The organism is Azospirillum palustre, from assembly GCF_002573965.1.
GTDB classification, from domain to species: domain Bacteria; phylum Pseudomonadota; class Alphaproteobacteria; order Azospirillales; family Azospirillaceae; genus Azospirillum; species Azospirillum palustre.
The window spans coordinates 103,657-129,195 of record NZ_PDKW01000040.1; the positions used below are offsets into that span (position 1 = coordinate 103,657).

Consider the following 25,539-nt stretch of genomic DNA (forward strand, 5'->3'; position numbering starts at 1 on the left):
TCCATGCAATCCGACAATCCGGAACACACCGGCCCGGCCGACCCGTCGGACACCGCCGTCTGGCAGCCCGACCTGACCAACCGCGCCAAGCCGGTCTATCTCGCCATCGCCGATGCCCTGGCCGACGACATCGCCGCCGGCCGGCTGGCGGCCGGCCAGCGGCTGCCGCCGCAGCGCCTGCTCGCCGACCGGCTGGGCGTGGACCTGACCACGGTCAGCCGCGCCTACAGCGAGGCCCGCCGCCGCGGCCTGCTCGACGCCCGCGTCGGCCAGGGCACCTTCGTCAGCGCGCAGGAGGGTGCGCCGGACCGCCCTCATCCCGAGACCGCCCGGCCCCGCCGCGAGGCCGCCCCCCCGCCCGCGGTCATCGACATGACGATGAACCAGCCGCCGCTGCCCGACGCGCCGGAGCTGCTGGACCGGGTGCGCCGCAGCCTGTCGCAGGCGATGCTGCGGCTCGACCCGCAAACGCTGCTGCGCTATCCGGAAGCCGGCGCTGGCTTCCGCGCCGTGGAGGAGGATTGCGCCGCCGGAGCCCGCTGGCTCGCCAAGCGTCTGCCCGATCTGGACGCGTCCCCGCTCGGCGATCACGGCCGCATCGTGGTCTGCCCCGGTACGCAGAGCGCCCTCCTGGCCCTGCTGTGCATGCTGACCAGCCCCGGCGATACCGTCTGTACGGAGGAGCTGACCTATCCCGGCTTCAAGGCCATCGCCCGGCAGCTCGGCCTGCGGGTGGTCGGGGTGGCGATGGACGGCGACGGGCTGGACCCCGACGCCCTGCGCGCCGCGGTGCGGGCCCATTCCCCGAAGGCGCTCTACTGCACCCCCACCCTGCACAACCCGACGACGGCGACCCTTCCCGCCGGCCGCCGCGCCGCCATCGCGGCAATCGCCCGCGAACACGGTTTCCCGATCATCGAGGACGACATCTACGGCGTGCTGCCGCTGGACGCCCCGCCGCCCATCGCGGCATTGGCGCCCGACGTGACCTTCCACGTCGTCGGCCTCGCCAAATGCGTGGCGCCCGGCCTGCGCATCACCTATGTCGCCGCCCCCGACGCCCGCCAGGCCATGCGGCTGGCCGCCGCCCAGCGCGCCACCATCCTCGGCACGCCGCCGGTCCCGGCCGCGGTCGCCACCCAATGGATCGCCGACGGCACCGCCGACGCGCTGCTGACCGCCATCCGCGCCGAGGCATCGGCCCGCCAGCGCATCGCCCGCGACCTGCTTCCCGCCGCCACGCAGACCGCCCACCCCGAGGGGTTCCACCTGTGGCTGACCCTGCCGCCGGCCTGGACCCGTGGGGAATTCGCGACCCATCTGCGCAGCCACGGCATCGCCGCCGCGGTCAGCGACACCTTCCTCACCGCCGGTCAGGTGCCGGAGGCCCTGCGCATCTGCCTCGGCGCCCCGGTGACCCGCGCCGACTGCCGCCGCATGCTGGAGGTGCTCGCCGACGCCCTCGACCAGAGCCCCGCCCTGGCCGGCATCGTGATCTGACTCCGAGCTTTCAGACCGGATCCCGCGCCATGCCCGACCGGACCAGCAGGTCGGTGTCGGGCGAGAAGCGCGCCTTCAGCGGCAGCATCGCCGCCCCCAGCACGCGGGCCATCGGACCGATGGATCCCGCCATCACCGGTGCGGCCTTCAGGCCCGACCGGTTGAAGCGCTCGACCGCCGCCGTCAGCCTCCGGGTGAAGCGGTCGCGCCAGGACGGCGGCAGGAAGCCGTCGACCACCACCTCCTGGAAGTCGATGACGCTGAGCGCCGACACGACCGCGCGCGACAGCTCCGCGCACGCCGCTTCGGCCCAGCTGTCGAAGATGGCGTCCGCCCGCTCGCCGCTGCCGTCGGCCAGTGCCGCCGACAGCGCCGCCGTCGGGTCGATGCCGGCGGCCTCCAGTTCGCGCTCCAGCAGGAAGATCGAGGCGGCGTGGATCAGTTGCCCCGGCGGCGTGCCCGGCCCGGCCGGGCGGGTCGGCATCGAGCCGATGGCCCCGGCATTGCCCTGCTCCCCGCGATAGAGCCGGCCGTCGATCACCACCCCGCCGCCGATGAAGGTGCCGAGATAGATGTAGAGCGCGCTGCGGCTGACGATGGCGTGGCCGGCGATCATCTCGGCCGCGCAGGCCGCCGCGGCATCGTTGTAGAGCGTCACCGGCAGCCCGGTCGCGCGCGCGAAGGCACCGGCGATGTCGGCATCGCGCCAGCCGTCCAGCGCGCCCGGCGCCAGCCCCAACTCCGCCGACCAGGCATGGATTTCATCCGGCATGGCGACCCCCAGCCCGACCACCCGCGACCGCGCCTCCGGCGACAGATGGGCCAGCAGCCCGGCCGCCTGGGCGATGGCGGTGGAGATCGTCGGCTCGGGCAGCGGCGCGTCATAGCGCACGCGGCTCGCCCCGAGTTCCTCCCCCAGCAGGTTGATCAGGATGGCCTCGACGCTGCGCCGGCCGATCTTGACCCCCAGCGCATAGGCGCCGTCCGGATTCGGCGCGATCGGGGTGGACGGCTGCCCGACCTGCCCGCGCACCTTGTCCAGCTTGACCAGCAGCCCGTCCTCCAGCAGCCGGTTGACGATCACCGACGCCGCCTGACCGCTGAGACCGGTCTCCCGCGCGATTTCCGCCTTGGACAGCATGCCGGCCTGCAACAGCGCATGCATAACCAGCCGCTCGTTGTAGGCGCGCAGCCCGGTGGTATCGCCGCCCCGCATCCTTCCGCCGCCTCCCCGCCCTTGAACTCGACAACAGTCCGTATAGCAACCAATCATAACAAAATCAAAGTGATTTATTTAATCCGACTCGGCCACGATCATGGCTGTTGGGTCGATCGACTTTGAAACTTCGCCACCGTAGCAAGCGGGCCCCCAAGGGAGCAAGGCCGGCGGCAAATCCGGCTTAATCCTTAACTCCACTGCGTCATCAGCCCCGCTGTCCGAGCCAACTCCCCGCCCTGCCCCGCAGAACGCCCAGGCCATACGCCGCCGAATATCAAAATCAATGTGATTTATCTATTGCAGCCCCGGACCGCCTGCGCCATAGTGTTGGTGTGCCCTACAAACCGAATGCCGCAATCGCATCCGGGTGTCGGGCGACCAGTCGCAAAGGGCCGGCGGGACGAAAGCCAGGGCGCGGCCGGACAGGAATTTGGGGAGGAAAACAGGAATGAAGCGTGCGCTTTCCTTGATCGGCGCGGCCGTCGCCGCGTTTCTCGGCAGCTCCGCCCAGGCGGAAACGCTGTCCATCGCCACGGTGAACAATGGCGACATGATCCGCATGCAGAAGCTGTCGGAGCATTTCACCAAGGCGCATCCCGACATCACGCTGAACTGGGTGACGCTGGAAGAGAATGTGCTGCGCCAGCGCGTCACCACCGACATCGCCGCCAAGGGCGGCCAGTACGACATCCTGACCATCGGCACCTACGAGGTTCCGATCTGGACCAAGCAGAAGTGGCTGATGCCGCTGACCAAGCTCGGCGCCACCTATGACGTCGAGGATCTGCTGCCCTCCATCCGCAGCGGCCTGACCACCGACGGCACGCTCTATGCCGCGCCGTTCTACGGCGAAAGCTCGATGGTCATGTACCGCAAGGACCTGTTCGAGAAGGCCGGCCTGACCATGCCGGAGGCGCCGACCTGGGCCTTCGTCTCCGACGCGGCGCGCAAGCTGACCGACAAGAAGGCAGAGGTCTACGGCATCTGCCTGCGCGGCAAGGCCGGCTGGGGCGAGAACATGGCCTTCCTCAGCGCCATGGCGAACTCCTTCGGCGCCAGTTGGTTCGACATGAACTGGAAGCCGCAGTTCAACACCGACCCGTGGAAGCAGACGCTGACCACCTATCTCGGGCTGATGAAGGACGCCGGCCCGCCGGGCGCCTCCTCCAACGGCTTCAACGAGAATCTGGCGCTGTTCCAGTCCGGCAAATGCGCGATGTGGATCGACGCCACCGTCGCCGCCTCCTTCGTCTCCAACCCGGCGCAGAGCAAGGTGGCGGACAAGGTCGGCTACGCGCTCGCTCCCGACACCGGTCTCGGCAAGCGGTCCAACTGGCTGTGGGCCTGGAACCTCGCGATCCCCGCCAGCAGCAAGAAGGGCGACGCCGCACAGGCCTTCATCTCCTGGGCGACCTCCAAGGACTATCTCGACCTCGTCGCCAAGGAAGAGGGCTGGGCCAACGTGCCGCCGGGCACCCGCACGTCGCTCTACGCCAATCCCGAGTACCGCAAGGCCGCTCCTTTCGCCGACCTGACGCTGAAGTCGATCCAGGCCGCCGATCCGCTGCACCCGACGGTCCAGCCGGTCCCCTACACCGGCGTGCAGTTCGTCGCCATCCCCGAGTTCCAGGGCATCGGCACGGCTGTGGGGCAGGCTTTCTCCGCCGCGCTCGCCGGTCAGACGACCGCCGACCAGGCCCTGCAGACCGCCCAGACGCTCGCCACCCGCGAGATGACCAAGGCCGGCTACATCAAGTGAGCGGTCACGCCTGACCTTCCGTCCTGTCAGATCACGGCAAAACCTCCTTCCGCTGTCATCCCCGCCCTTGCCGGGATGACGGCGGAAGCAGGCCGCGCTCCACAACGCCGTTACCCAAGGGTCGAGCCATGGCCACCGCACATTCGCGTGCCGCCGCGCGCCTGACGATGTCTCCGGCCGTCATCCTGCTGCTCGGCTGGATGCTGATCCCGCTCGTGATGACGCTCTATTTCTCCTTCCTGCGCTACAATCTGCTGATGCCGGGGACGGAGGAGTTCATCGGCACGTTGAACTACCAGTATTTCCTCACCGATCCGGCCTTCTTCGCCGCACTCGGCAACACGCTGGCGCTCGTCGGCGGGGTGCTGGTGCTGACCATATCCGGCGGGATCGGGCTGGCCCTGCTGCTCGACCAGCCTTTCTGGGGGCGGGGCATCGTCCGCCTGCTGGTCATCGCGCCCTTCTTCGTCATGCCCACCGTCTCGGCGCTGGTGTGGAAGAACATGCTGATGAACCCGGTGAACGGCCTGTTCGCCGCCATCGCCAAGGGGCTGGGGCTCCAGCCCTTCGATTTCCTGTCCGAGGCGCCGCTCTCCTCGATCATCCTGATCGTGACGTGGCAATGGCTGCCCTTCGCCACGCTGATCCTGCTGACCGCCCTCCAGTCGCTCGACCGAGAAAGGCTGGAGGCGGCGGAGATGGACGGCGCCGGTGCGGTCGACCGCTTCATCCACATCATCATGCCCCATCTGGCGCGTGCGATGACGGTGGTGACGCTGATCCAGACCATCTTCCTGCTGTCGATCTTCGCCGAGATCCTGGTGACGACCAACGGCGGTCCCGGCACCGCCACCACCAACATCACCTACCTCGTCTATGCCCAGTCGCTGCTGCAGTTCGATGTCGGCGGCGGCTCCGCGGGCGGCATCGTCGCCGTCGTCCTCGCCAACATCGTCGCCGTCTTCCTGATGAGGATGATCGGCCGCAACCTGGACATCTGACCATGGCGCGCGCCGCAACCAACCGCCGCAAGCTGGTCGTGACCCTGATCGCCTGGACCGTCGGGATCGTGATCTTCTTCCCCATCCTGTGGACCGTCCTGACCAGCTTCAAGACCGAAGCCGAGGCCATCGCCAGCCCGCCCTCCTTCCTCGCCTTCCACTGGACGCTGGAGAACTACGCCGAGGTCCAGCAGCGTTCCGACTATTTCCTCCATTTCTGGAACTCGGTCGTCATCTCGGTCGGCTCGACGCTGCTCGGCCTGCTGGTCGCCGTTCCCGCCGCCTGGTCGATGGCCTTCGTCCCCGGTAAGCGCACCCGCGACGTGCTGATGTGGATGCTGTCGACCAAGATGCTGCCGCCGGTCGGCGTGCTGATCCCGATCTATCTGCTGTTCCGCGATTTCGGGCTGCTCGACAGCCGCATCGGTCTGGTCATCGTGCTGACGCTGATCAACCTGCCGATCATCGTCTGGATGCTGTTCACCTACTTCCGTGAAATTCCGGGCGAGATCCTGGAAGCGTCGCGGATGGACGGCGCCGGCCTGCGCGACGAAATCCTGTTCGTCCTCTTGCCGATGGCGGTGCCCGGCATCGCCTCCACCCTGCTGCTGAACATCATCCTGGCATGGAACGAGGCCTTCTGGACGCTGAACCTGTCCGCCTCGCAGTCGGCGCCGCTGACCGCCTTCATCGCCAGCTACTCCAGCCCGGAAGGGTTGTTCTACGCGAAACTGTCGGCCGCCTCGACCATGGCGGTCGCGCCGATCCTGGTTCTCGGCTGGTTCAGCCAGAAGCAGCTTGTGCGCGGCCTGACCTTCGGCGCCGTGAAGTAGGGGGGAACCCGCTATGGGTCAGATCACGCTCGACCGAGTCACCAAAAGCTTCGGCGACATCGACGTCATCCCGCCGCTGGATCTCTCCATCGGCAACGGCGAGTTCGTGGTGTTCGTCGGCCCGTCCGGCTGCGGCAAGTCCACGCTGCTGCGCCTGATCGCCGGGCTGGAGGATGTGTCGTCCGGCACCATCCGCATCGACGGCAAGGACGCCACCGCCCTGCCGCCCGCCCAGCGCGGGCTGGCGATGGTGTTCCAGTCCTACGCGCTCTATCCGCACATGACCGTGCGCAACAACATCGCCTTCCCGCTGAAGATGGCCCGGCTCGACAAGGCCGCCATCGACCGCAAGGTGGAGGCGGCGGCCAAGGTGCTGAACCTCACCAACTATCTCGACCGCCGCCCCGGGCAGCTCTCCGGCGGCCAGCGCCAGCGCGTCGCCATCGGCCGCGCCATCGTCCGCGAGCCGACCGCCTTCCTGTTCGACGAGCCGCTGTCGAACCTCGACGCAGCACTGCGCGTCAACATGCGGCTGGAAATCTCCGAGCTGCATGCCAGCCTCGGCACCACCATGATCTATGTGACCCACGATCAGGTGGAGGCCATGACCATGGCCGACAAGATCGTCGTGCTGAACGCCGGGCGGATCGAGCAGGTGGGCTCGCCCATCGACCTCTACAGCCGCCCGCGCAACCGCTTCGTCGCCGGCTTCATCGGCTCCCCGCGCATGAACTTCATCGAGGGCGAGACCGCGCGCGGCGCCGGTGCCGACTGCATCGGCATCCGTCCCGAACATCTGGCGCTGTCGACCGACTCCGGCCTGTGGTCCGGCACCGTCACCGTGTCCGAACATCTGGGATCCGACACCTTCGTCTATGTGCAGGTGGACGGGCTCGGCACGATGCTGGCGCGGGCCGGCGGCGAGTTCCCGGTCCATCACGGCGACCGCGTCTGGCTGACGCCGCAAACCGAAAAGCTCCACCGCTTCGACGCCCAGGGCAATGCGCTGCCGTCCGTCGCCGCCGGTGCGAAAGTGGCATGAAAGGGTCCATTGCGATGACCAGTCCCATGAAGCGTCTCGACGGCAAATCGGCCATCGTCACCGGCGCCGCCCGTGGCATCGGCCGCGCCTTCGCCGCCGCCTATGTCGCGGAGGGGGCCACCGTCGCCATCGCCGACATCAACCTCGCGGCGGCTGAGACGGCAGCGGCGGAGATCGGCCCCGGCGCCTATGCCGTGGCGCTCGACGTGACCAGCCAGCCCTCCATCGACGCCGCCGTCGCCGCGGTGGCGGAGCGAGCCGGCGGCATCGACATCCTGATCAACAACGCCGCGCTGTTCGACCTCGCCCCCATCGTCGAGATCACCCGCGACAGCTACGACCGCCTGTTCTCGATCAACGTCGCCGGCACGCTGTTCACCATGCAGGCGGTGGCGAAGCGGATGATCGCGCAGGGGCGCGGCGGCAAGATCATCAACATGGCTTCCCAGGCCGGACGGCGCGGCGAAGCGCTGGTCGGCGTCTATTGCGCCACCAAGGCGGCGGTGATCAGCCTGACCCAGTCGGCCGGCCTCGATCTCATCAAGCACGGCATCAACGTGAACGCCATCGCCCCCGGCGTGGTCGACGGCGAGCATTGGGACGGCGTCGATGCCCTGTTCGCCAAGCACGAGGGCCTCCAGCCCGGCGAGAAGAAGCGCCAGGTCGGCGAAGCGGTTCCCTTCGGCCGCATGGGCCGGGCGGAGGATCTGACCGGCATGGCGATCTTCCTGGCGAGCCGGGAGTCCGACTACATCGTCGCCCAGACCTACAACGTCGACGGCGGCAACTGGATGAGTTGAAGAAGACCTCCCTCTCCCGCCCCCGGTTCACCTCTCCCCAGAGGGATCCCCTCTCCCCCCCGGGGAGAGGGTTAGGGTGAGGGGGACGCACCGCGAGGACTCTCAAGAATCGAATGCCCCGCGCACCCCACCAAATCCACGCCATGCATCCCCCTCACCCCGACCCTCTCCCCGGGGGGGAGAGGGAGGATCCCCCGCAGGACCCCCGCCATGACCATCGCCCTCTCCGCCGCCACCCTTCCAGCCATCGCAGCCCGCGCCTCGGTGCCGGCCTACGACCGTTCCGCCCTGTCCGCCGGGATCCTGCATTTCGGCGTCGGAAACTTCCACCGCGCCCATCAGGCGGTCTATCTCGACAGCCTGTTCGCAGAGGGCCGCGACCATGACTGGGCGATCCTCGGCGCCGGTGTGATGCCGTCGGACCAGCGCATGCGCGACGCGCTGGAGGGCCAGGACTGGCTGACCACCGTCGTCGAGCAGTCCGGCGCGCAGAGCCTTGCCCGCGTCACCGGCGCCATGATCGGCATGCTGCCGGTCGGCGACAGCGACGTCCTCATCGCCAAGCTGGCCGACCCGGCGATCCGCATCGTCTCGCTGACGGTGACGGAGGGCGGCTATTACATCGACGCCGCAGGCAAGTTCGACGCCAGCCATCCGGCGGTCCGCGCCGACATCGCCGTGCCCTCCCGCCCGACGACCGTCTTCGGCCTGATCGTCGCCGGTCTGGCCCGCCGTCGCAGCGACGGCACGGTGCCCTTCACCGTCATGTCCTGCGACAACATCCCCCACAACGGCGTCGTCACCCGCAACGCCGTGCTGGGCATCGCCAGGGAGATCGACGCCGATCTCGCCGCCTGGATCGAAAACTCGGTCGCCTTCCCCAACGGCATGGTCGACCGCATCACGCCCGCCACCGGCGTTCAGGAGCGCGAGACCCTCGACCGCGATTTCGGCATCGCCGACAACTGGCCGGTCTTCTGCGAGGACTTCACCCAGTGGGTGCTGGAGGACCGCTTCTCCGCCGGCCGTCCGGCGCTGGAGGCGGTGGGCGTGCAGTTCGTCCCCGACGTGACGCCCTTCGAGGCGATGAAGATCCGCATCCTGAACGGCGGCCATGCGGTGATCGCCTATCCGGCCGGGCTGCTCGGCATCACCTACGCCCATGAGGCGATGGAAACCCCGCTGATCCGCGCCTTCCTGCAAAAGATCGAGCGGGAGGAGATCATCCCGACCGTGCCGCCGGTGCCCGGCACCGACCTGCACTCCTATTTCGGCATCATCGAGCGCCGCTTCTCCAACCCCAAGATCAAGGACACCATCCGCCGGCTCTGCCTCGACGGCTCCAACCGCCAGCCGAAATTCATCGTCCCGTCCATCGCCGACCGGCTGAAGGCCGGCGCCGGCATTGAGGGGCTGGCTCTGGAATCGGCGCTGTGGTGCCGCTACTGCTTCGGCACGACCGACGACGGCCAGCCGATCGAGCCGAACGACCCCAACTGGGACCGCCTGACCCAGGTCGCCGCCAAGGCCCGCACCGAACCGACCGTTTGGCTCGACCAGGAGGACATCTACGGCGAGGTCGGCAAGTCGCAAATCTTCCGCGACGCCTTCTCCGCCGCCCTGCGCGCCCTGTGGACGGACGGCACCCGCGCCGTGCTCACCCGCTATGCCGGCGGATCCAACTGAAGGACTTGCCCGCCATGACCGCTATGCCGCCCGACGCATCGCAACCCCTCGACGTGCTGTGCCTGGGAGAGGTGCTGATCGACTTCATGCCCGCCGGCCCGGCGCAGCCGGGGGTGATCGGCGCCTTCGATCCGGCGCCGGGCGGGGCGCCGGCCAATGTCGCGGTCGGTCTGGCCCGGCTGGGGGTGCGCAGCGCCTTCATGGGCCGGACCGCGGCGGACGGCTTCGGCCGCTTCCTGGCGCGGGCGCTGACCGATGCCGGGGTCGATGTGTCCCATCTGCGCCGGGTGCCCGATGCGAAGACTCCGGTTGCCTTCGTCTCCCTCGACGAGGACGGGGAGCGGGAGTTCCTGTTCTATGGCGAGCCGATGGCCGGCTTCTCCGCCGCCGACCTCGATCTCGATGCCGTCGCGGCGGCCCGCCTGCTGCATTCCGGCTCCATCGGCCTGATCGACCCGGCCGCCCGCGAGGCGAGCCTGCTGGCGGTTGAAACCGCGCGCCGCCACGGCCGGCTGGTGTCCTTCGACGCCAACCTGCGCCTTGCCCTGTGGCCCGACCGCGACACGGCGGAACGCCTGATTCGCCAGGGCATCGCTGCCGCCTCCATCGTCAAGCTGAGCGACGAGGAACTGGAGTTCCTGACCGGCAGCGCCGATCCGGACACCGCCGGCCGCAGCCTGTGGTATGCGGGCCTGCGCCTGCTGGTGGTGACGCATGGCCGCAACGGCTGCACCTTCCTGACCGCCGATGCGTCCGGCCATGTGCCGGGGATGACCGTCACCGCCGTCGACACCACCGGCGCCGGCGACGCCTTCGTCGCCGCACTCCTGGCCGGCATCCTCGAAGATCTGGACATTGCCTTCACCCCGGACCGGCTGCGCGACATCTGCCGGTTCGCCAACGCCGCCGGGGCGCTGACCACCACCGCCCCCGGTGCCATCCCCTCCCTGCCCGACCGCGCCGCGGTCAACCGGCTGCTGGAGCGCTGAAACCGGGCATGCTTTTGAAGCTTTCGGTGGTCCGCGCCCCGGCCTGAGGCTAAGCTTTCCCGGTCACCGTTTCCCTCATCCGCATCTGTATTGAACGCCCTTTCCCGCAATGGGAGAGGGCGTTTCCATTTGGCCGAATGAAACACTGAACACGATGCCGAAAACCGTTCCATAGCGTTCCAAATGTTCCATTTCAGGGGAAAACCCTTCCCTAACCCACACAGACGCAAAGAAACTCAATCTTTAACAAAACAAATTGATCACTCCAAAATAATGATGGCGTCGCCTCGGGTGCCTAGCTATCGTGACGTCTGAAATTGCGAATCCTGTCGCCCTAATACGGCTTTCTATACCTAATGGTTATATCCAAAGGGGTAGAATATCCCAAGAGTGACAGGCGTTGCTTTAGTGAGGCATGATGAGTGACTTGAAGGCCCTGTCGCCGACCGAACTCGATCTGGCGACGCTGATCGTGAACACCCTCACCCTGGAAGCCGACCCGGAGGACATCGATCCGGACGCCCCCCTCTATGGCGAAGGGCTGGGCCTCGATTCCATCGACATCCTGGAGGTGGCGCTCGCCGTCTCCAAGGCCTACGGGGTGAAGCTGCGGGCCGACGACGAGAACAACACGAAGATCTTCAGCTCTCTGCGCACACTGAACAGCCACATCCAACAGCTCAAAGCCGCCTGATGCCGTCCGCCGCCTGCACCAGGGGTGGAGTCGCGGTGGGTGCCGGCCTGTCGCTCTTCGCGCTCTATCCGCTGCTGGTCCATGGCGCCATCGTCGCCGACCTCGACGCCGATACGGCACTGCTCCTGGCGCTGGTGCAGGCGGGAGTGACCGGGCTGGCGATCGGCCGGGCGGCGCCGCGCTTCCGCTGGATGGCGCTGGCCGGCGCCATCGCCCTGTTCGGCCTGTCCTGGCGCTCCGCCCGCGACGGGCTGCTGGCGGCCTCGGCGATCAGCCACGCCGCGATCTATGTCGGCCTGCTCGTCCTGTTCGGCCGCACTTTGCTGGCCGGGCGCGAGCCGCTGATCACCTGGATCGCGCGGCGCATCCGCGGCAGCCTGACCGACGAGATGCTGGTCTACACCCGCCGCGTCACCATCGCCTGGTGCCTGTTCTTCGCCGGCCAGCTGGCGATGTCGGCCCTGCTGTTCTGCGTCGCACCGCCGGCCGTCTGGTCCTTCTTCATCAATGTCCTCGACCTGCCGCTGGTCGCCGCGATGTTCCTGACGGAATACGCCTACCGCCTGCGCAAGTTCTGGAACCACTCCCACGGCTCCATCGCAGACGTCGTCCGCGTCTTTTCGGAGCGGCCAAATCCATGATGGTTTCGCAATGACGATGCTGTCCACCACCCGCCTGCCGCTGCTGCGCCATGGCAGCCCCGACGACCTGTTCGCCTGGCATGACGGCAAGCCGGTGACGGTGCGCAGCTACCTCGCCGCCGTGCGCGATCTGGCCCGCCGCCTGCCGGACGGCGCCTATCTGCTGAACCTGTGCGGCGACCGGCTGGGCTTTGCCGTCGCCCTCGGTGCCGCGCTGCTGCGCCGGCAGATCAGCTTGCATCCCCCCAACGACACGCCGGCGACGCTGCGCCAGCTCGACGAGAGCTATCCCGGCCTGATCTGCCTGACCGATGCCGGGGCGCACTATCCCGGCATGACCTGCGTCGCGGCGCTCCCTGCCGACGGGCTCGACAGCCTGACCGGCTCGCGCTTCGACGCCGACCTCGCCTTCCCGGCCGATCAGGTGGCCGCCATCGCCTTCACCTCCGGCTCCACCGGCCGGCCGATGCCGCAGGTGAAAAGCTGGGGCACCCTGGTCCGCAGCGTCCACGGCGCCGGTACCGCGCTTGGGATCGCCGGCCTCGAACCAGCCGGTCTAGTGGGCACCGTGCCGCACCAGCACATGTACGGCCTGGAATCGGTCATCCTGCTGGCGCTCCAGCATGGTCTGGTCCTGCATGGCAGCCGTCCGCTCTTCCCCGCCGACATCGCCGCCTGCCTCGCCGATCTGCCCAGCCGCCGCATGCTGGTGACCACACCGGTGCATCTCCAGGCCCTGCTGGCCGACGGCACCGCCCTGCCGCCGCTGGACTTCATCCTCTGCGCCACCGCCCCGCTCGCCCCGCAGCTCGCCATCGACGCGGAAATGAGGCTGGGCGCCCCGCTGCACGAGATCTACGGCTGTTCGGAGACCGGGCAGCTCGCCGTCCGCCGCACCAGCGCCACGGCGGAGTGGCTGTGCATCGACGGCATCCGCCTGCGCCAGGACGAACAGGGCACCTGGGCATCCGGCGACTTCCTCGACGGCGAGACCCTGCTGGCCGACGTGATCGAGCTGAAGAGCGATACCCGCTTCATCCTGCACGGACGCTCCGCCGATCAGGTCAACATCGCCGGCAAGCGCAGCTCGCTCGCCTTCCTGAACCACCATCTGAACTCGGTGGAGGGGGTGAGGGATGGCGTCTTCTTCATGCCGCAGGAGGGGGAGAGCGGAACCACCCGCCTCGCCGCCCTGGTGGTGGCGCCCGGCCTGACCGCCGAAACGCTGCTGGCCCGCCTGCGCGAGCGGATCGACCCGATCTTCCTGCCGCGTCCCCTGCGCTTCGTCGAAGCGCTGCCGCGCAACCCGACCGGCAAGCTGCCGCGCGAGGCTCTGCTGCGGATGCTCGACAACAGCCAGCGCGACTAGGTGCCGCCTCCCGTGCCGAACCAGACCGACATCCAGTTTCCCGTCGACCATCCCACCGCCGCCGGCCATTTTCCCGGCAACCCGATCATTCCGGGTGCGGTCCTGCTCGACACGGCCCTCACCGCCATCGCCGCGGCCGAAGGGTCGGCTCCCGGTCCCCTCCGGTTGCGCTCCGCCAAGTTCCTGCACCCGGTCCGCCCCGGCGACCGCATGCAGGTCGAATGGCAGGCCACCCTGGCCGACGGCATCGCCTTCACCGGCAGCGTGGCGGGCCGCCGGGTGATGACCGGCACCCTCATGGCCGGCCCCTTCATGGCCGGCAGCGTGACCCCATGAAGATTCCCCTGCGCGCCAAACGGACGGCCGACGCCACGGCCTCTCCCATCGCTCCGCCGCCACCGCGGCGCCGTCGCCGGGAGTGGATGAACCGGCCGGAGCGCAGCACGACCGCCGCCATCAAATTCATCGTCTGGGTCGCCCTGCGGCTCGGCCGGCGGGCGGCTCGGCTGCTGCTCTACCCGATCTGTCTCTATTTCGTCCTGTTCTCGCGCAAGCCGCGCCGGGCATCGGCGCTGTTCCTGTCAAAGGCGCTGGGCCGCCCGCCCGGCTTCGGCGACCTGTTCCGCCACTATCACGTCTTCGCCGCCTGCCTGCTCGACCGCGTCTTCTTCCTGAACGACCAGTCCGACGATTTCGACGTCCGCGTCCATGGCGAGGACATCGTCATCGACTTGATGCAGCGGGGGGAAGGCTGCCTGCTGATCGGCGCCCATATGGGCAGCTTCGAGGCGATCCGCATGCTGGGCCACCGCCAGCGCGACCTGCGGGTCAGTCTGGTGATGTATGAGGAGAACGCCCGCAAGATCAACTCGGTCCTCAACGCCATCAACCCGCTGCTGTCGATGGAGGTGATCGCGCTGGGCCGACCGGACTCGATGCTGCGCGTGCGCGAGAGGCTGGACCAGGGCCATTTCGTCGGCATGCTCGCCGACCGCACCCTGGATGGCGAGGAGGAGGTCCGCCTGCCCTTCCTCGGCCAGCCCGCCGGCTTCGCGCTTGGCCCCTTCCAGCTGGCGGCGATGCTGAAGCGGCCGGTGGTGCTGATGGTCGGCATCTATCGGGGCGGGCGGCGCTACGACGTCCATTTCGAGCGCATCGCCGATTTCTCCGACCTGAAGAAGCAGGACTGGCCCGTTCAGGAGCGGTCGGGCCTCGTGCGCTGGGCGGCCGGGCGCTTCGCCGACCGGCTGGAGCATTACGCCCTGTCCTTCCCCTACAACTGGTTCAATTTCTATGATTTCTGGAAATAGACCGGCCCGCCGCCCGATCCTGGCGGCTCTGGCGACCCTCCTGCTGGCCGGCGCCGCCACGCCGTCGCCGGCCGCCGAGCCCTGGGGCCTGGAGGATCTGTTCGCCCGCCTCAAGCAGGTCGGCAGTTCCAGCGCCCGCTTTACGGAAACCCGCGAGGTCGGCCTGCTGACGGCACCGCTGGAGAGCAGCGGCACGCTGACCTACCGCCGCCCCGACTTCCTGGAAAAGCGCACCCTGCGACCGCAAGCGGAAATCCTGCGGCTGGACGGCGACCGGCTGACGCTGACCCAGGCCGACGGTGCCTCCCGCACGCTGTCGGTCTCATCGATGCCGGAAATCCAGACCTATGTGGAGAGCATCCGCTCCACCCTGCGCGGCGACGTGCCGACCGTCATGCGCTTCTACGAGGTGGTTCTGGAAGGCACCTTGCAGGACTGGCGCATGCAGCTGACGCCGCGGGCGGAGGAGGCGCGCCGAATTGTCCAGCGCATCGACATCGCCGGCCGCGACGCCAGCATCCGCCGGATCGAGCTTCTCCAGGCCGACGGCGACCGTTCCATCATGACCATCCAGCCGGACCCGGCATGACCGCTGCGGCGAGACGGGGCGGGTGGAGTATCGCGCTGTGGCTGGCCGGGCTGCTTGTCTGCGGCCTGCTGGTGGCGCGCACCTCTGTGACCGCCGACCTCTCCGCCTTCCTGCCCCGCTCGCCCTCCGCCACCCAGCAGCTGCTGGTCGACCAGCTGCGCGACGGCGTCGTGTCGCGCCTGATCCTCGTTGCCGTAGAGGGTGACGCGCCGGATCGCCTGACCGGCCTCAGCCGTGCGCTCGCCGCCCGGCTGCGCGGCAATCCGCTGGTCGCCGCGGTGGAGAATGGCGAGCGGACAGGGCGCAGCACCGACGGCGCTTATCTCTGGACCAACCGCTATTTGCTGAGCCCCGGCGTCACTCCCGACCGCTTCACGGCCGACGGGCTGCACGCAGCCTTGCAGAACGACCTGCGCCTTCTCCAGTCGCCGGCCGGAATGGCCCTGAAGCAGGCCCTGCCCGCCGATCCCACCGCCGAGATCCTGCGCCTGACCGACCGGATGCTGGGCGACACCGGCGGCCCGGCCAGCCGCGACGGCGTTTGGGTCTCGGCCGACGGGGCGCGGGCATTGCTGCTGGTCCAGACCGCCGCCCCGGGGTTCGACATGGATGCCCAGCAGAAGACGCTGGATTTCATCCGGGGCGCTTTCGGCGAGGCACGCGGGCCAGACGGCTCCGCCCAACTGGTGATGACCGGACCGGCGGTCTTCTCGGTCCAGACCCGCGACCGCATCGAGGCGGATGCCACCCGGTCCTCCATCGTCGCCACCGCTCTGGTGGCCGGCATTCTGCTGTTGGTCTATCGCTCCTTGCGCGTGCTCGCCCTGTCGCTGCTGCCGGCGGCGACCGGAACGCTGGCCGGCATCGCGGCGGTCGGGCTCGGCTTCGGCGCGGTGCATGGCATCACGCTGGGCTTCGGCGTCACCCTGCTGGGCGAGAGCGTCGATTACGCCATCTACCTGTTCACCCAGACACAGCCGGGAAGCCCGGCGCACCGCACCCTTCGGCGCATCTGGCCGACCGTGCTGCTGGGCATGGCGACCTCGGTCGTCGGGTTCGGCACGATGCTGGTCTCCAGCTTCAGCGGTTTGGCGCAGTTGGGCCTGTTTTCCATCACCGGGCTGGTTGTGGCGCTGGCCGTCACCCGCTGGGTGCTGCCGTCCCTGCTGCCGGACGGCTATGCGACCGAACGCCCGGCGCGGCTGGCGCCGGTGTTGACCGCCCTGACCCGCGGCGCTCCCGCCCTGCGCCTGCCGCTGGCCGCGGCGACGCTGCTGTCCCTGGCATGGCTGGCCTTTCAGGGCCCGGCCATCTGGTCGGCGGAGCTGTCCAGCCTCAGCCCGGTGGCGGCGGCCGATCAGCGGCTGGACGAGGCGCTGCGCCGCGACCTCGGCGCGCCCGACGCCGGCCATCTGCTGGTGACCGGCGCCGCAACGGTGGAGGAGGCGCTCACCGCTGCCGAACGGCTGGCCGTTCCGCTGGAGGCGCTGGCCCGCGACCGCCTGATCGCCGGCTACGAGTCCCCTGCCCACACCCTGCCGAGCCAGGCCGCCCAGCGTGCCCGGCAGGCCGCCTTGCCGCCGCCCGACCAATTGCGCGCGTCGCTGGCCGAGGCGCTGCAAGGGCTGCCGTTCCGCCCCGACGCCTTCGCCCCGTTCCTGGCCGATGCCGAGAAGGCCCGGACCATGCCGCTGCTGACCTCGGCCAGCCTGGACGGCACCAGCCTCAAGCTGAAGCTCGATTCGCTGCTGGTCCGCAGCGGCACCGGCTGGACCGCCATGCTGCCCTTGCGCGGCGTCACCGACCCGCAGGCGCTTGCCGCCCGACTAGCCGGCGACCCGGCGACACAAGGCGCCACCCTGCTGAACCTGAAGGAGGAGTCCGACAGCCTCTATCGCACCTACCGGCAGGAGGCGCTGACGCTCGCCCTGCTGGGAGCCGTCGCCATCACGCTGCTGCTCGCCCTTGCCCTGCGGTCGTTCCGCTCGCTGGTCGCGGCGGTGATGCCGCTGGCGGCTGCGGTGGTTATCACCATGGCGCTGGTGACCGCCCTGGGCCAGACGCTGACGATCTTCCATCTGGTGGGGCTGCTGCTGGTGGTCGGTGTCGGCTCCAACTATTCCCTGCTGTTCGAGCGGCCGGAGCCTTCGCCTGCCTTGCGCGAGCGCACCGTCGCCTCCGTCGCCATCGCCAATCTCTGCACCGTCATCGGTTTCGGCACGCTGGCCTTTTCCAGCATCCCGGTTCTGCACGGCATCGGCATGACGGTGGCCATCGGCGCCTTCCTCTGCCTTGCCTTCGCCGCGGTTCTGGGCCGGCAACACCTCGCCGAACTGGAGGGGACCGGCCATGGCTGAGCGTCGGCGCTGGACCCCGCCCCCGCTGCTGCGCGCATCGGCCGCCCTGCATGTCGCCGCTGCGGCCGGGGTTGCAGTGGTGCCCGCGGCCTGGCCCTGGGCCCTGGCTGCGCTGGTCGGAAACCATACCCTGCTCGGCGCCATCGGGCTTTGGCCGCGCAGCAGCCTGCTCGGCCCCAACCTGCGCCGCCTGCCGGCGGAGAATGCCCGGCTCGGGCAGGTCGGGCTCTGCTTCGACGACGGTCCCGATCCGGCGGTGACGCCCGCCGTCCTCGACCAGCTCGACCGCGCGAAGGCCAAGGCGAGCTTCTTCTGCATCGCCGACTGTGCCGCCCGCCATCCCGGCCTGATCGAGGCCATCGTCCGCCGCGGCCATACGGTGGAGAACCACAGCTGGCACCATTCCCACCGCTTCGCCGCCATGGGCATCGGCGCCATCCGCCGCGAGGTGGGGGAAGCGCAGCGCATCCTGACCGGTCTCGCCGGCCGGCCGCCGCGCTTCTTCAAGCCGCCGGCCGGCCTGCGCAATCCGCTGCTCGATCCCGTGCTCGCCGATCTTGGCCTGCGTCTGGCGACCTGGACCCGGCGCGGCTACGACGCGGTTCAGCGCGATCCTTTGGCGGTGGAGCGGCGCTTGACCCACGGTCTCGCCGCCGGCGACCTGCTGATGCTCCATGACGGCTCCGCCGCCAGCGATGACGATGGACGGCCCGTGGTGCTGAGCGTGCTACCGCGCCTGCTCGACACTCTGGCCGTCCGCGGGTTGACGCCGGTTTCGCTGGAGGTGGTGGCCGATGACTGACGCCGTCTTCCGCGAACTGGTCGCCGCCGCCGCCCGCCCCTATCGCCCCTGCGGCCGCCATGCCTGGCATTTCGCCAAGGGCAAGCTGGCCGGCGACCCCGTTTTCCGTCACCTGTTGAGTCACCCGCTGCTGCCCGCCCGCGGGTGTCTGCTCGACCTCGGCTGCGGCCAGGGAGTGCTGACGGCATTGCTGCGCGCCGCCACCGACCGGCATGCCGGCGGCGGGTGGCCGGCGGAGTGGCCCGCTCCACCATCCGCCCTCGCCACCAGGGGCGTCGAGCTGTCGCCCAAGCGGGTGCGGATCGCCAGGGCGGCTTTGGGCAGCGAGGCCGTCACCCAGGGCGACATCCGCGACACCGACCTGCCCCGCTGCGACGCCATCGTCATCCTGGACGTGCTGCTCTATCTCCACCGCGACGAACAGGCGGCAGTGCTGGCCCGGTGCGCCGAGGCGCTGAACCCGGACGGGCTCCTGATCCTGCGGGAGGCCGACGCCGACGGCGGACTGCCGTTCCGGATCACCCGCTGGGCCGAACAGATCGCCTGCGCCGGACGGGGCCGCTGGCGCCAGCCGCTGACCTACCGCCCGGCGGCGGAATGGTCGGACCTGCTGGGCAGCCTTGGATTCGCAACCGAGGCTCTGCCGATGAGCCAGGGAACCCCCTTTGCCAACACCTTGTTCATAGCCCGGCAAAGCAAAGCCTCAGTCCAAATTTGCCCTTCCTTGCATGATTTTGCCGGTGTTAGCATTCCATCGACAATGAATCCGCCCCCAACCACCGATACCGTCCAAAATTCATAAGAAGTCCATCGTGCAGCCACTTTCCCTAAGCCATATGAGTATCGTCAGTAGCCTTGGCGCTGGCCAGGATGCAACCCTGGATGCTCTACTCACCGGCCGGGGTGGCCTGAAACCTTGCAGGTTCGAGACGGCTACACTGGACACGCACATCGGCGAGGTGGACGGGGTGGAAGACACCCGCATTCCGGACGATCTCGCCAACTTCGACTGCCGCAACAACCGGCTGGCCGAGATGGCTCTGCATACGGACGGTTTCGCCGCGGCGGTCGCCAGCGCCCGGGAACGCTATGGCGCCGACCGGATCGGCGTCTTCCTGGGCACCAGCACCTCCGGCATCCTGTCGGCCGAGCTGGCCTTCCGGGCGCGCGATCCGCAGACCGGAGCCCTGCCATCCACCTTCAGCTTTGCCACCACCCACAGCACCGGTTCGCTCGCCGATTTCGTCCGCCTGCGCCTGGGGCTGACGGGGCCGGCCTTCGTGGTGTCCTCCGCCTGCGCCACAACGTCGAAGGTCTTCGCCAACGCCGCCCGCATGATCGCCGCCGGCCTGTGCGATGCGGCGGTGGTCGGCGGTGCCGACAGCCTGTGCCTGACGACGCTCTACGGCTTCCACTCGCTGGAGCTGGTTTCCCCCACCCCCTGCCGGCCGTTCGATGCGGACCGCGGCGGTGTCTCGCTGGGCGAGGCCGCCGGCTTCGCCCTGCTGGAGCGAGCCGCTGCCAGACCCGCCCCCGGCACCATCCACCTGCTGGGCGCCGGCGAAAGCAACGACGCGCACCACATGTCGACCCCCCATCCGGAAGGGCTGGGTGCCCGGCTGGCGATGGAACGGGCGCTGACCAGCGCCGGCCTGCGCCCGGCCGACATCGACTATGTCAACCTGCACGGCACCGCCACCACCTATGGCGACGCGGCGGAAGACCAGGCGATCACCGGTCTGCTCGGCACCCGCACCCCGGTCAGTTCGACCAAGGGCTACACCGGCCACACGCTGGGGGCCGCCGGCATCGTCGAGGCGATCGTCAGCGTGCTGGCGCTCCGCACCGGATTGATCCCCGGCAGCCCGCAAACTTTGACCCTCGACCCTGTCCTGCGCAGCCGCTATCTGCAGGCCAATGAACAGGGCCGGCTGGACCGCGTGATGACCAACTCCTTCGGCTTCGGCGGCAGCAACAGCAGCCTGATCTTCGGGTGGGCGGCCTGATGCGCGCCTATGTCGAGGGGATCGGCCTGCTCGGTCCGGGACTTCCCGGCTGGGAGCAGTCGCGCGCGATCCTGACCGGCGAGGCTGCCTATCTGGCCGCGCCGGCCGTGCTGACCGCCAGCCCGCTCCTGCCGCCCGCCGAACGGCGCCGCAGCGTGCCGACGGTGAAGCTTGCCATGGCGGTGGGGGCCGAGGCGCTGGCGCAGACCGGACGCGATGCCGCCACCGTCGCCACCGTTTTCACCTCCTCCAGCGGCGATCCCGACACGCTGCACCAGATCCTGGACTCGCTGGCGTCGGAGGAGCGCGACATCTCGCCGACGCGCTTCCACAACTCCGTCCACAATGCACCGGCCGGCTACTGGAGCATCGCCACCCGCTGCCGCGAGCCCTCCACCAGCCTGTCCGCCCATGACGAGAGCTTCCAGACCGGCCTGCTGGAAGCCGCGGCGGAAGTTTCGAGCGATGGCTGGACCGTGGCGCTGATCGCCTACGACCTTCCTTATCCGGAGCCGCTGAGCAAGGTCCGTCCCATCGCCGGGGCCTTCGGCACGGCCCTGGTCCTGACGCCGCAACCGACCGGACGCTGCCTCGCCAGCCTGGACATCGAGCTGTCGCGCGGGGACGAGCCGGTCAGCCGCATGGTCGATATCGGATTGGAAGCACTGCGCACAGGAAACCCGACCGCCCGATCCCTGCCGCTGCTGGCCGCCCTTGCGCGGGTCGGGGCAGGCGGCGCGCCGGAAGCAATCGTGCTCGACCTGCCGCCGGGCGGACGGGTGGCGATCCGGGTGGGCGGGCCATGTTGATGACGCGCGATGAGCTTGCCGCCCTGATCCCGCATGCCGGCACCATGTGCCTGCTCGACGGCGTGCTGTCGTGGGACCGCATCCGCATCCGCTGCATCGCCCGCAGCCACCGTGCCGCCGACAACCCGCTGCGCCACACCGGGCGGCTCGCCGCGCTGTGCGGAGTGGAATACGCGTCCCAGGCAATGGCGGTGCATGGCGGGCTGACCACCGACGGCGGGCGCCCCGCCGCGGGCTATCTCGCCAGCCTGCGCGACCTGTCCTGTCAGGTCGCGCGGCTCGACGACATCGCGGAGGATCTGGTCATCGACGCCGAGAACCTGACCGGCGAGGGCAGCCGCGTGATCTACGCCTTCTCCATCGCGGCCGGCGACCGCGAGCTGCTGAGCGGCCGGGCGGCTGTGGTGATCGACGCCGGCGTCACGGATTTGGGGGCGGCATGAAACGCGCACTCGTCACGGGCGGCAGCGGGGCGCTGGGCGCCGCGATCTGCAAGGCACTGGCCGCCGACGGCAATCATGTGCTGATCCATGCCAACGGCTCCATCGCCCGCGCCGAAGCGCTGGCGGCGGAAATCGCCGCGTCCGGCGGATCGGCGGAAGCGGTGGTTTTCGATGTGACCGACGCCGAAGCGACCGCCGAGGCGCTGGACCGGGTTCTGGATTCGGGACCCGTTCAGATCCTCGTCAACAATGCCGGCATTCACGACGACGCGGTGATGCCGGCGATGCGGCGGGAACAGTGGGGCCGCGTCATCGACGTGTCGCTGAACGGCTTCTTCAACGTGACGCAACCGCTGCTGATGCCGATGATCGGCACGCGCTGGGGCCGGATCGTTACCGTGTCGTCGGTGGCGGCCATTGCCGGCAACCGCGGCCAGACCAACTATGCCGCCGCCAAGGCGGGTCTGCATGGCGCGACCAAGTCGCTGGCGCTGGAACTGGCGCCGCGCGGCATCACCGTCAACGCAGTGGCGCCGGGCATCATCGCCTCGCCCATGGCCGACGCCACCTTCGACGCCGACATGGTCAAGCGGATGGTGCCGATGAAGCGCGCCGGCCGGCCGGAGGAGGTGGCCGACCTCGTCGCCTTCCTGGCCTCCGGCCGCGCCGCCTACATCTCCGGCCAGATCGTTTCGATCAACGGAGGAATGATCTGATCGGCCGGGACCGCACCCGCCGGACCGCCAGCATCGGCAGCCGTCCGATGAATCCCAGCATCAGCCGCGTGTGCATCCAGGTCAGCAGGGCATTGTCGCGGACATACTTGAAGTGGGAAACGCCGCCCTCCTCCGCCTTGAAATAGCGGACCGGGGCCGGGACGTTGATGGTCGGCAGGCCGGCCCAGCACAGCCGCACAGCCGCTTCCGGATCGAAGTCGAAGCGCCGCATCCACGGATTGCGCCGCATCACCGCGCGCAGCGGCTTGATCGGATAGACGCGGAAACCGAACAGGGAGTCGCCGATCCCGCCCCACAACGTTTCCAGATTGGCCCACCAGTTGGAGATCTTGCGGCCGCCGACGCGCAGCCGCGGGGCCCCGGCGTCGAACACCGGCCGGCCCAGCACCAGCGCATCGGGGTTGGCCAGCGACACGCCCTGGAACTGCGGGATGCGGTCGGCCGGATGCTGGCCGTCGGCATCCATGGTCAGCGCATGGGTGAAGCCGCAGCGCTCCGCCTCCTCCAGCCCATGCAGCACGGCGGCCCCCTTGCCGCGGTTGACCGGCAGTTCCAGCACGCGCAGATGCGGATCGTCCGCGGCCATCGCCCGCAGTTCTTCACCCGTGCCGTCGGTGCTGCCGTCGACGACGACCCAGACCGGCGCCCAATGCGCGCGGGCCGCTTGCACCGTCTCGAACAGCTTCGGCCCGGTGTTGTAGCTGGGGATCAGGACAAGATGGCTGGTAGAGGCGTCGGTGATCAAAGCTCTGCCCTGTAATGGCGTTCCACATCCGCAACCAGTTCGCGCACATCGGTCGGCGGATCGAAGCGGCGGCCGAGGCGGACGGTGTAGACCAGCGGGAACTCCGGCTTGCGGAACAACGGCCAGCCCTTGCCGAGGAAGTTGGTGTTGGCCTCGATGAACACGGTCTGCACCGGCACGCCGGCCGTCTTGGCGATCAGCGCGAAGCCGCCCTTCAGCGGGTTGACCGGCGCCCGCTCCGTCCGTGTGCCCTCGGGAAAGATCAGCAGCTGGCGGCCCGCCCGCACCCGCTGCGCCGCCATCTTGACCAGCGAGTTCGGCGCGTCGTTGCGGATATAGCCTGCCATCCGTGCCCCGCCGCCGAAGAGGAGGTTGTCGTAAACCGGGGCCTTGGCGATGCAGACGAGGTCCGGCACCCGCGAGATCAGCAGCACGGCATCCAGGATCGACGGATGGTTCGGGCAGATCAGCAGGCCGCCATCATCCTTCAGCGAATCCAACGCCGACAGGTCGGTCCTCAACACCCCGCAGGCCCGCAGCGTGTCGAGATAAAGGCGGAAGCCCGTCCCGATCGCCCGCCGCCCGAGCGGCCCGGCGATCCGACGCGGCAGAAGCGGGTTGATCAGCGCCGCCGTCAGGCTCCAGGCCAGCGACATCAGGCCGAACAGGAACAGCAGGCCGTAGAACAGGGGATAGCCCCAGGCCCGCCGGACCGCGCAGAGAATGCCTAGACCGCGTCGCCCACGGGGGTGCGCACGTTCTGCCGCCGTTTCCGCCATGCCATGTAGTTCCTTTTCAAGTCCAGCAGGGCGTTCATGTAGTAGATCGCCTTGAATATCTTCAGCCGCGCCTTGATCGGCGACGGGCGGAAGACGTCGCCGGCCAGAAGCGACAGCAACGCCTCCTCCACCCGGAAGACATTGCGTGGCCCCATGAACAGGTTGCGCAGGGCCGGCGTGGTCACCCGGTAGATGTACCAGGAGAAGGTGCCGATGCCCTGCCGGACGGTCTGCTCGAAACGCTTCAGCACCTGTTCCTGGCGGGCCGGATCGCGCAGGCAGGCGTCGACCGCCTCGGCCCCTTCGAAGGCGCTGGTCATCGCCAGATAGACGCCGGTGGAGAAGACCGGATCGATGAAGGCGAAGGCGTCGCCCAGCATGACATAGCCGGGACCCGACATGCGGTCGGCCTGATATGAGAAATTGCCGGTCCCCGTCACCGGTCCGGTCAGTTCCGCCCCTTCCAGCCGCTCCGCCAGCGCCGGGCACAGGGCGATGGTGTCGAGGAAGAAGCGGGTCTGGTCGGTCTTGCGCGTCTTGAAGTAATAGGGCCAGCAGACCGCCCCGACGCTTGTGGTGCCGTCCGCAAGCGGGATGAACCAGAACCAGCCATGGTCGAACCAGAAGACGGTGATGTTGCCTTCGGCCTTGCCCGGCAGCCGCTTGGCGCCGGTGAAATGGCCGAACATCGCCGCACTGTTGTGCTTGACGTTGCGCCGCTTGATGCCGAAGCGGGATGCCAGCAGCGTGTCGCGGCCAGACGCATCGACCAGAAAGCGCGTGCGCAGGGTGCGGGTCGTGCCGTCCTCCTGCCGGGCGGTGACGGTGCTGCCGTCCGTTCCCTGCATGTCGACATCCGTCACCTTGCAGCCTTCGATGACCGTCGCCCCCTTCGCCGCGGCGTTGCGGATCAGGATATGGTCGAATTCCGACCGCCGGACCTGGAAGGCATAGGGCTTGGACTTGTCCCAGGCATTGGCGAAGTCGAAGGTGACGGCCTTGCCGTGATAGGGCGAAACGAACTCCGCCCCATATTTCAGCATGCCGATCCGCTCCACCTCCTCCAGCACGCCCAGCCGTTCCAGCAGGGGCAGGTTGCAGGGAAGCAGGGATTCACCGATGTGGAACCGCGGGTGATGGTCCTTTTCCAGCAGAACCACCCGATGGCCCTTCCCGGCCAGCAGCGCAGCGGCGGACGAACCGGCCGGTCCGCCACCCACCACCAGGACATCGCAATCGTAATCGTAATCGGAACCGTTCGACACCATGGGCTTTGCCGCTCTCCCGCTTGTCCCGCATTGGGGTGTTCGAGGTGGATACCCGTTTCTGGCTCGGTGACCGGTAACTCTCGTCAAAATTTACCGCAGCCCATCCCGCGCAATCCAGGGACAAAACCCTGACACTGCCCTTTATCCGGGGGCTAGCCGAA

25 protein-coding genes are annotated in these 25,539 nt (G+C 68.9%); 21 read left to right on the forward strand and 4 right to left on the reverse strand.

Annotated features, from left to right (window positions below):
* Positions 1-3: 3 nt before the first annotated feature.
* Positions 4-1,500 carry an aminotransferase-like domain-containing protein gene (locus CRT60_RS10405; RefSeq protein ID WP_098736367.1) on the forward strand — a complete coding sequence of 499 codons (1,497 nt, stop codon included), beginning with the start codon at positions 4-6 and terminating at the stop codon, positions 1,498-1,500.
* 10 nt (positions 1,501-1,510) lie between these two features.
* Here CRT60_RS10405 and CRT60_RS10410 read toward each other — a convergent pair whose 3' ends face one another.
* Positions 1,511-2,716, reverse strand: a complete 1,206-nt coding sequence (locus CRT60_RS10410; RefSeq protein WP_244592397.1) for an ROK family transcriptional regulator — start codon at positions 2,714-2,716, stop codon at positions 1,511-1,513.
* Between the two features lie 451 nt (positions 2,717-3,167).
* On the opposite strand from CRT60_RS10410, the gene CRT60_RS10415 reads away from it, so the two are divergent.
* From CRT60_RS10415 to fabG, 20 genes are all read left to right on the forward strand, one after another.
* Positions 3,168-4,478, forward strand: a complete 1,311-nt coding sequence (locus CRT60_RS10415) for an ABC transporter substrate-binding protein (RefSeq protein WP_098736369.1) — start codon at positions 3,168-3,170, stop codon at positions 4,476-4,478.
* Between the two features lie 128 nt (positions 4,479-4,606).
* On the forward strand, positions 4,607-5,479 hold the full coding sequence (locus tag CRT60_RS10420) for a carbohydrate ABC transporter permease (RefSeq protein ID WP_098736370.1): 873 nt from the start codon (positions 4,607-4,609) through the stop codon (positions 5,477-5,479).
* A 2-nt stretch (positions 5,480-5,481) separates the two neighbouring features.
* Positions 5,482-6,312, forward strand: coding sequence for a carbohydrate ABC transporter permease (locus CRT60_RS10425; RefSeq protein WP_098736371.1), 831 nt, complete (start codon positions 5,482-5,484; stop codon positions 6,310-6,312).
* A 13-nt stretch (positions 6,313-6,325) separates the two neighbouring features.
* A complete protein-coding gene (locus tag CRT60_RS10430) occupies positions 6,326-7,354 on the forward strand; it encodes an ABC transporter ATP-binding protein (RefSeq protein ID WP_098736372.1) in 1,029 nt (342 codons plus the stop codon).
* Positions 7,355-7,368: 14 nt separating this feature from the next.
* Positions 7,369-8,154, forward strand: a complete 786-nt coding sequence (locus tag CRT60_RS10435; RefSeq protein ID WP_280177209.1) for an L-iditol 2-dehydrogenase — start codon at positions 7,369-7,371, stop codon at positions 8,152-8,154.
* A gap of 210 nt (positions 8,155-8,364) precedes the next feature.
* Complete coding sequence (locus CRT60_RS10440; RefSeq protein ID WP_098736373.1) at positions 8,365-9,840, forward strand: mannitol dehydrogenase family protein; 1,476 nt, start codon at positions 8,365-8,367, stop codon at positions 9,838-9,840.
* 14 nt (positions 9,841-9,854) lie between these two features.
* The gene (locus tag CRT60_RS10445; protein WP_098736374.1) at positions 9,855-10,829 is read left to right on the forward strand and encodes a carbohydrate kinase family protein; all 975 of its coding nucleotides are present in this window, start codon (positions 9,855-9,857) and stop codon (positions 10,827-10,829) included.
* Positions 10,830-11,247: 418 nt separating this feature from the next.
* Entirely contained in the window at positions 11,248-11,523 is a 276-nt protein-coding gene (locus CRT60_RS10450; protein ID WP_098736970.1) for a phosphopantetheine-binding protein, read from the forward strand.
* The gene (locus tag CRT60_RS10455) at positions 11,523-12,164 is read left to right on the forward strand and encodes a COG4648 family protein (RefSeq protein ID WP_098736375.1); all 642 of its coding nucleotides are present in this window, start codon (positions 11,523-11,525) and stop codon (positions 12,162-12,164) included. The genes CRT60_RS10450 and CRT60_RS10455 overlap by 1 nt, the downstream gene beginning before the upstream one ends.
* A 10-nt stretch (positions 12,165-12,174) precedes the next feature.
* Positions 12,175-13,533, forward strand: coding sequence for an AMP-binding protein (locus CRT60_RS10460; RefSeq protein ID WP_204561815.1), 1,359 nt, complete (start codon positions 12,175-12,177; stop codon positions 13,531-13,533).
* Positions 13,534-13,545: 12 nt separating this feature from the next.
* The gene (locus CRT60_RS36675; RefSeq protein WP_204561818.1) at positions 13,546-13,869 is read left to right on the forward strand and encodes an ApeI family dehydratase; all 324 of its coding nucleotides are present in this window, start codon (positions 13,546-13,548) and stop codon (positions 13,867-13,869) included.
* Positions 13,866-14,843 (forward strand): LpxL/LpxP family acyltransferase, encoded by a 978-nt coding sequence (locus CRT60_RS10465; protein ID WP_098736376.1) that lies wholly within the window; start codon positions 13,866-13,868, stop codon positions 14,841-14,843. The genes CRT60_RS36675 and CRT60_RS10465 overlap by 4 nt, the downstream gene beginning before the upstream one ends.
* Positions 14,827-15,432: an outer membrane lipoprotein carrier protein LolA gene (locus CRT60_RS10470; RefSeq protein ID WP_098736377.1), complete on the forward strand. Its 606-nt coding sequence runs from the start codon at positions 14,827-14,829 to the stop codon at positions 15,430-15,432. The genes CRT60_RS10465 and CRT60_RS10470 overlap by 17 nt, the downstream gene beginning before the upstream one ends.
* On the forward strand, positions 15,429-17,789 hold the full coding sequence (locus CRT60_RS10475) for an MMPL family transporter (RefSeq protein ID WP_098736378.1): 2,361 nt from the start codon (positions 15,429-15,431) through the stop codon (positions 17,787-17,789). The genes CRT60_RS10470 and CRT60_RS10475 overlap by 4 nt, the downstream gene beginning before the upstream one ends.
* Positions 17,782-18,591 carry a polysaccharide deacetylase family protein gene (locus CRT60_RS10480; RefSeq protein WP_098736379.1) on the forward strand — a complete coding sequence of 270 codons (810 nt, stop codon included), beginning with the start codon at positions 17,782-17,784 and terminating at the stop codon, positions 18,589-18,591. The genes CRT60_RS10475 and CRT60_RS10480 overlap by 8 nt, the downstream gene beginning before the upstream one ends.
* Positions 18,584-19,393, forward strand: a complete 810-nt coding sequence (locus tag CRT60_RS10485; protein ID WP_098736380.1) for a class I SAM-dependent DNA methyltransferase — start codon at positions 18,584-18,586, stop codon at positions 19,391-19,393. Before CRT60_RS10480 ends, CRT60_RS10485 begins: the two co-directional genes overlap by 8 nt.
* Before the next feature lie 10 nt (positions 19,394-19,403).
* A complete protein-coding gene (locus tag CRT60_RS10490) occupies positions 19,404-20,597 on the forward strand; it encodes a beta-ketoacyl-[acyl-carrier-protein] synthase family protein (RefSeq protein WP_167421679.1) in 1,194 nt (397 codons plus the stop codon).
* On the forward strand, positions 20,597-21,406 hold the full coding sequence (locus CRT60_RS10495) for a beta-ketoacyl synthase chain length factor (protein ID WP_167421681.1): 810 nt from the start codon (positions 20,597-20,599) through the stop codon (positions 21,404-21,406). The genes CRT60_RS10490 and CRT60_RS10495 overlap by 1 nt, the downstream gene beginning before the upstream one ends.
* Complete coding sequence (locus CRT60_RS10500) at positions 21,400-21,849, forward strand: hotdog family protein (RefSeq protein ID WP_098736382.1); 450 nt, start codon at positions 21,400-21,402, stop codon at positions 21,847-21,849. Before CRT60_RS10495 ends, CRT60_RS10500 begins: the two co-directional genes overlap by 7 nt.
* Entirely contained in the window at positions 21,846-22,565 is a 720-nt protein-coding gene (gene fabG, locus CRT60_RS10505; RefSeq protein WP_098736383.1) for a 3-oxoacyl-ACP reductase FabG, read from the forward strand. The genes CRT60_RS10500 and fabG overlap by 4 nt, the downstream gene beginning before the upstream one ends.
* Here fabG and CRT60_RS10510 read toward each other — a convergent pair.
* From CRT60_RS10510 to CRT60_RS10520, 3 genes are read right to left on the reverse strand one after another with little or no spacing between them, the layout of a single operon-like run.
* A complete protein-coding gene (locus CRT60_RS10510; RefSeq protein ID WP_244592398.1) occupies positions 22,546-23,331 on the reverse strand; it encodes a glycosyltransferase family 2 protein in 786 nt (261 codons plus the stop codon). The two genes, fabG and CRT60_RS10510, sit on opposite strands and share 20 nt — an antisense overlap.
* Positions 23,328-24,110, reverse strand: a complete 783-nt coding sequence (locus CRT60_RS10515; protein ID WP_098736384.1) for a lysophospholipid acyltransferase family protein — start codon at positions 24,108-24,110, stop codon at positions 23,328-23,330. Before CRT60_RS10515 ends, CRT60_RS10510 begins: the two co-directional genes overlap by 4 nt.
* On the reverse strand, positions 24,059-25,378 hold the full coding sequence (locus CRT60_RS10520) for an NAD(P)/FAD-dependent oxidoreductase (RefSeq protein ID WP_098736385.1): 1,320 nt from the start codon (positions 25,376-25,378) through the stop codon (positions 24,059-24,061). The genes CRT60_RS10515 and CRT60_RS10520 overlap by 52 nt, the downstream gene beginning before the upstream one ends.
* Between the last annotated feature and the right edge of the window lie 161 nt (positions 25,379-25,539).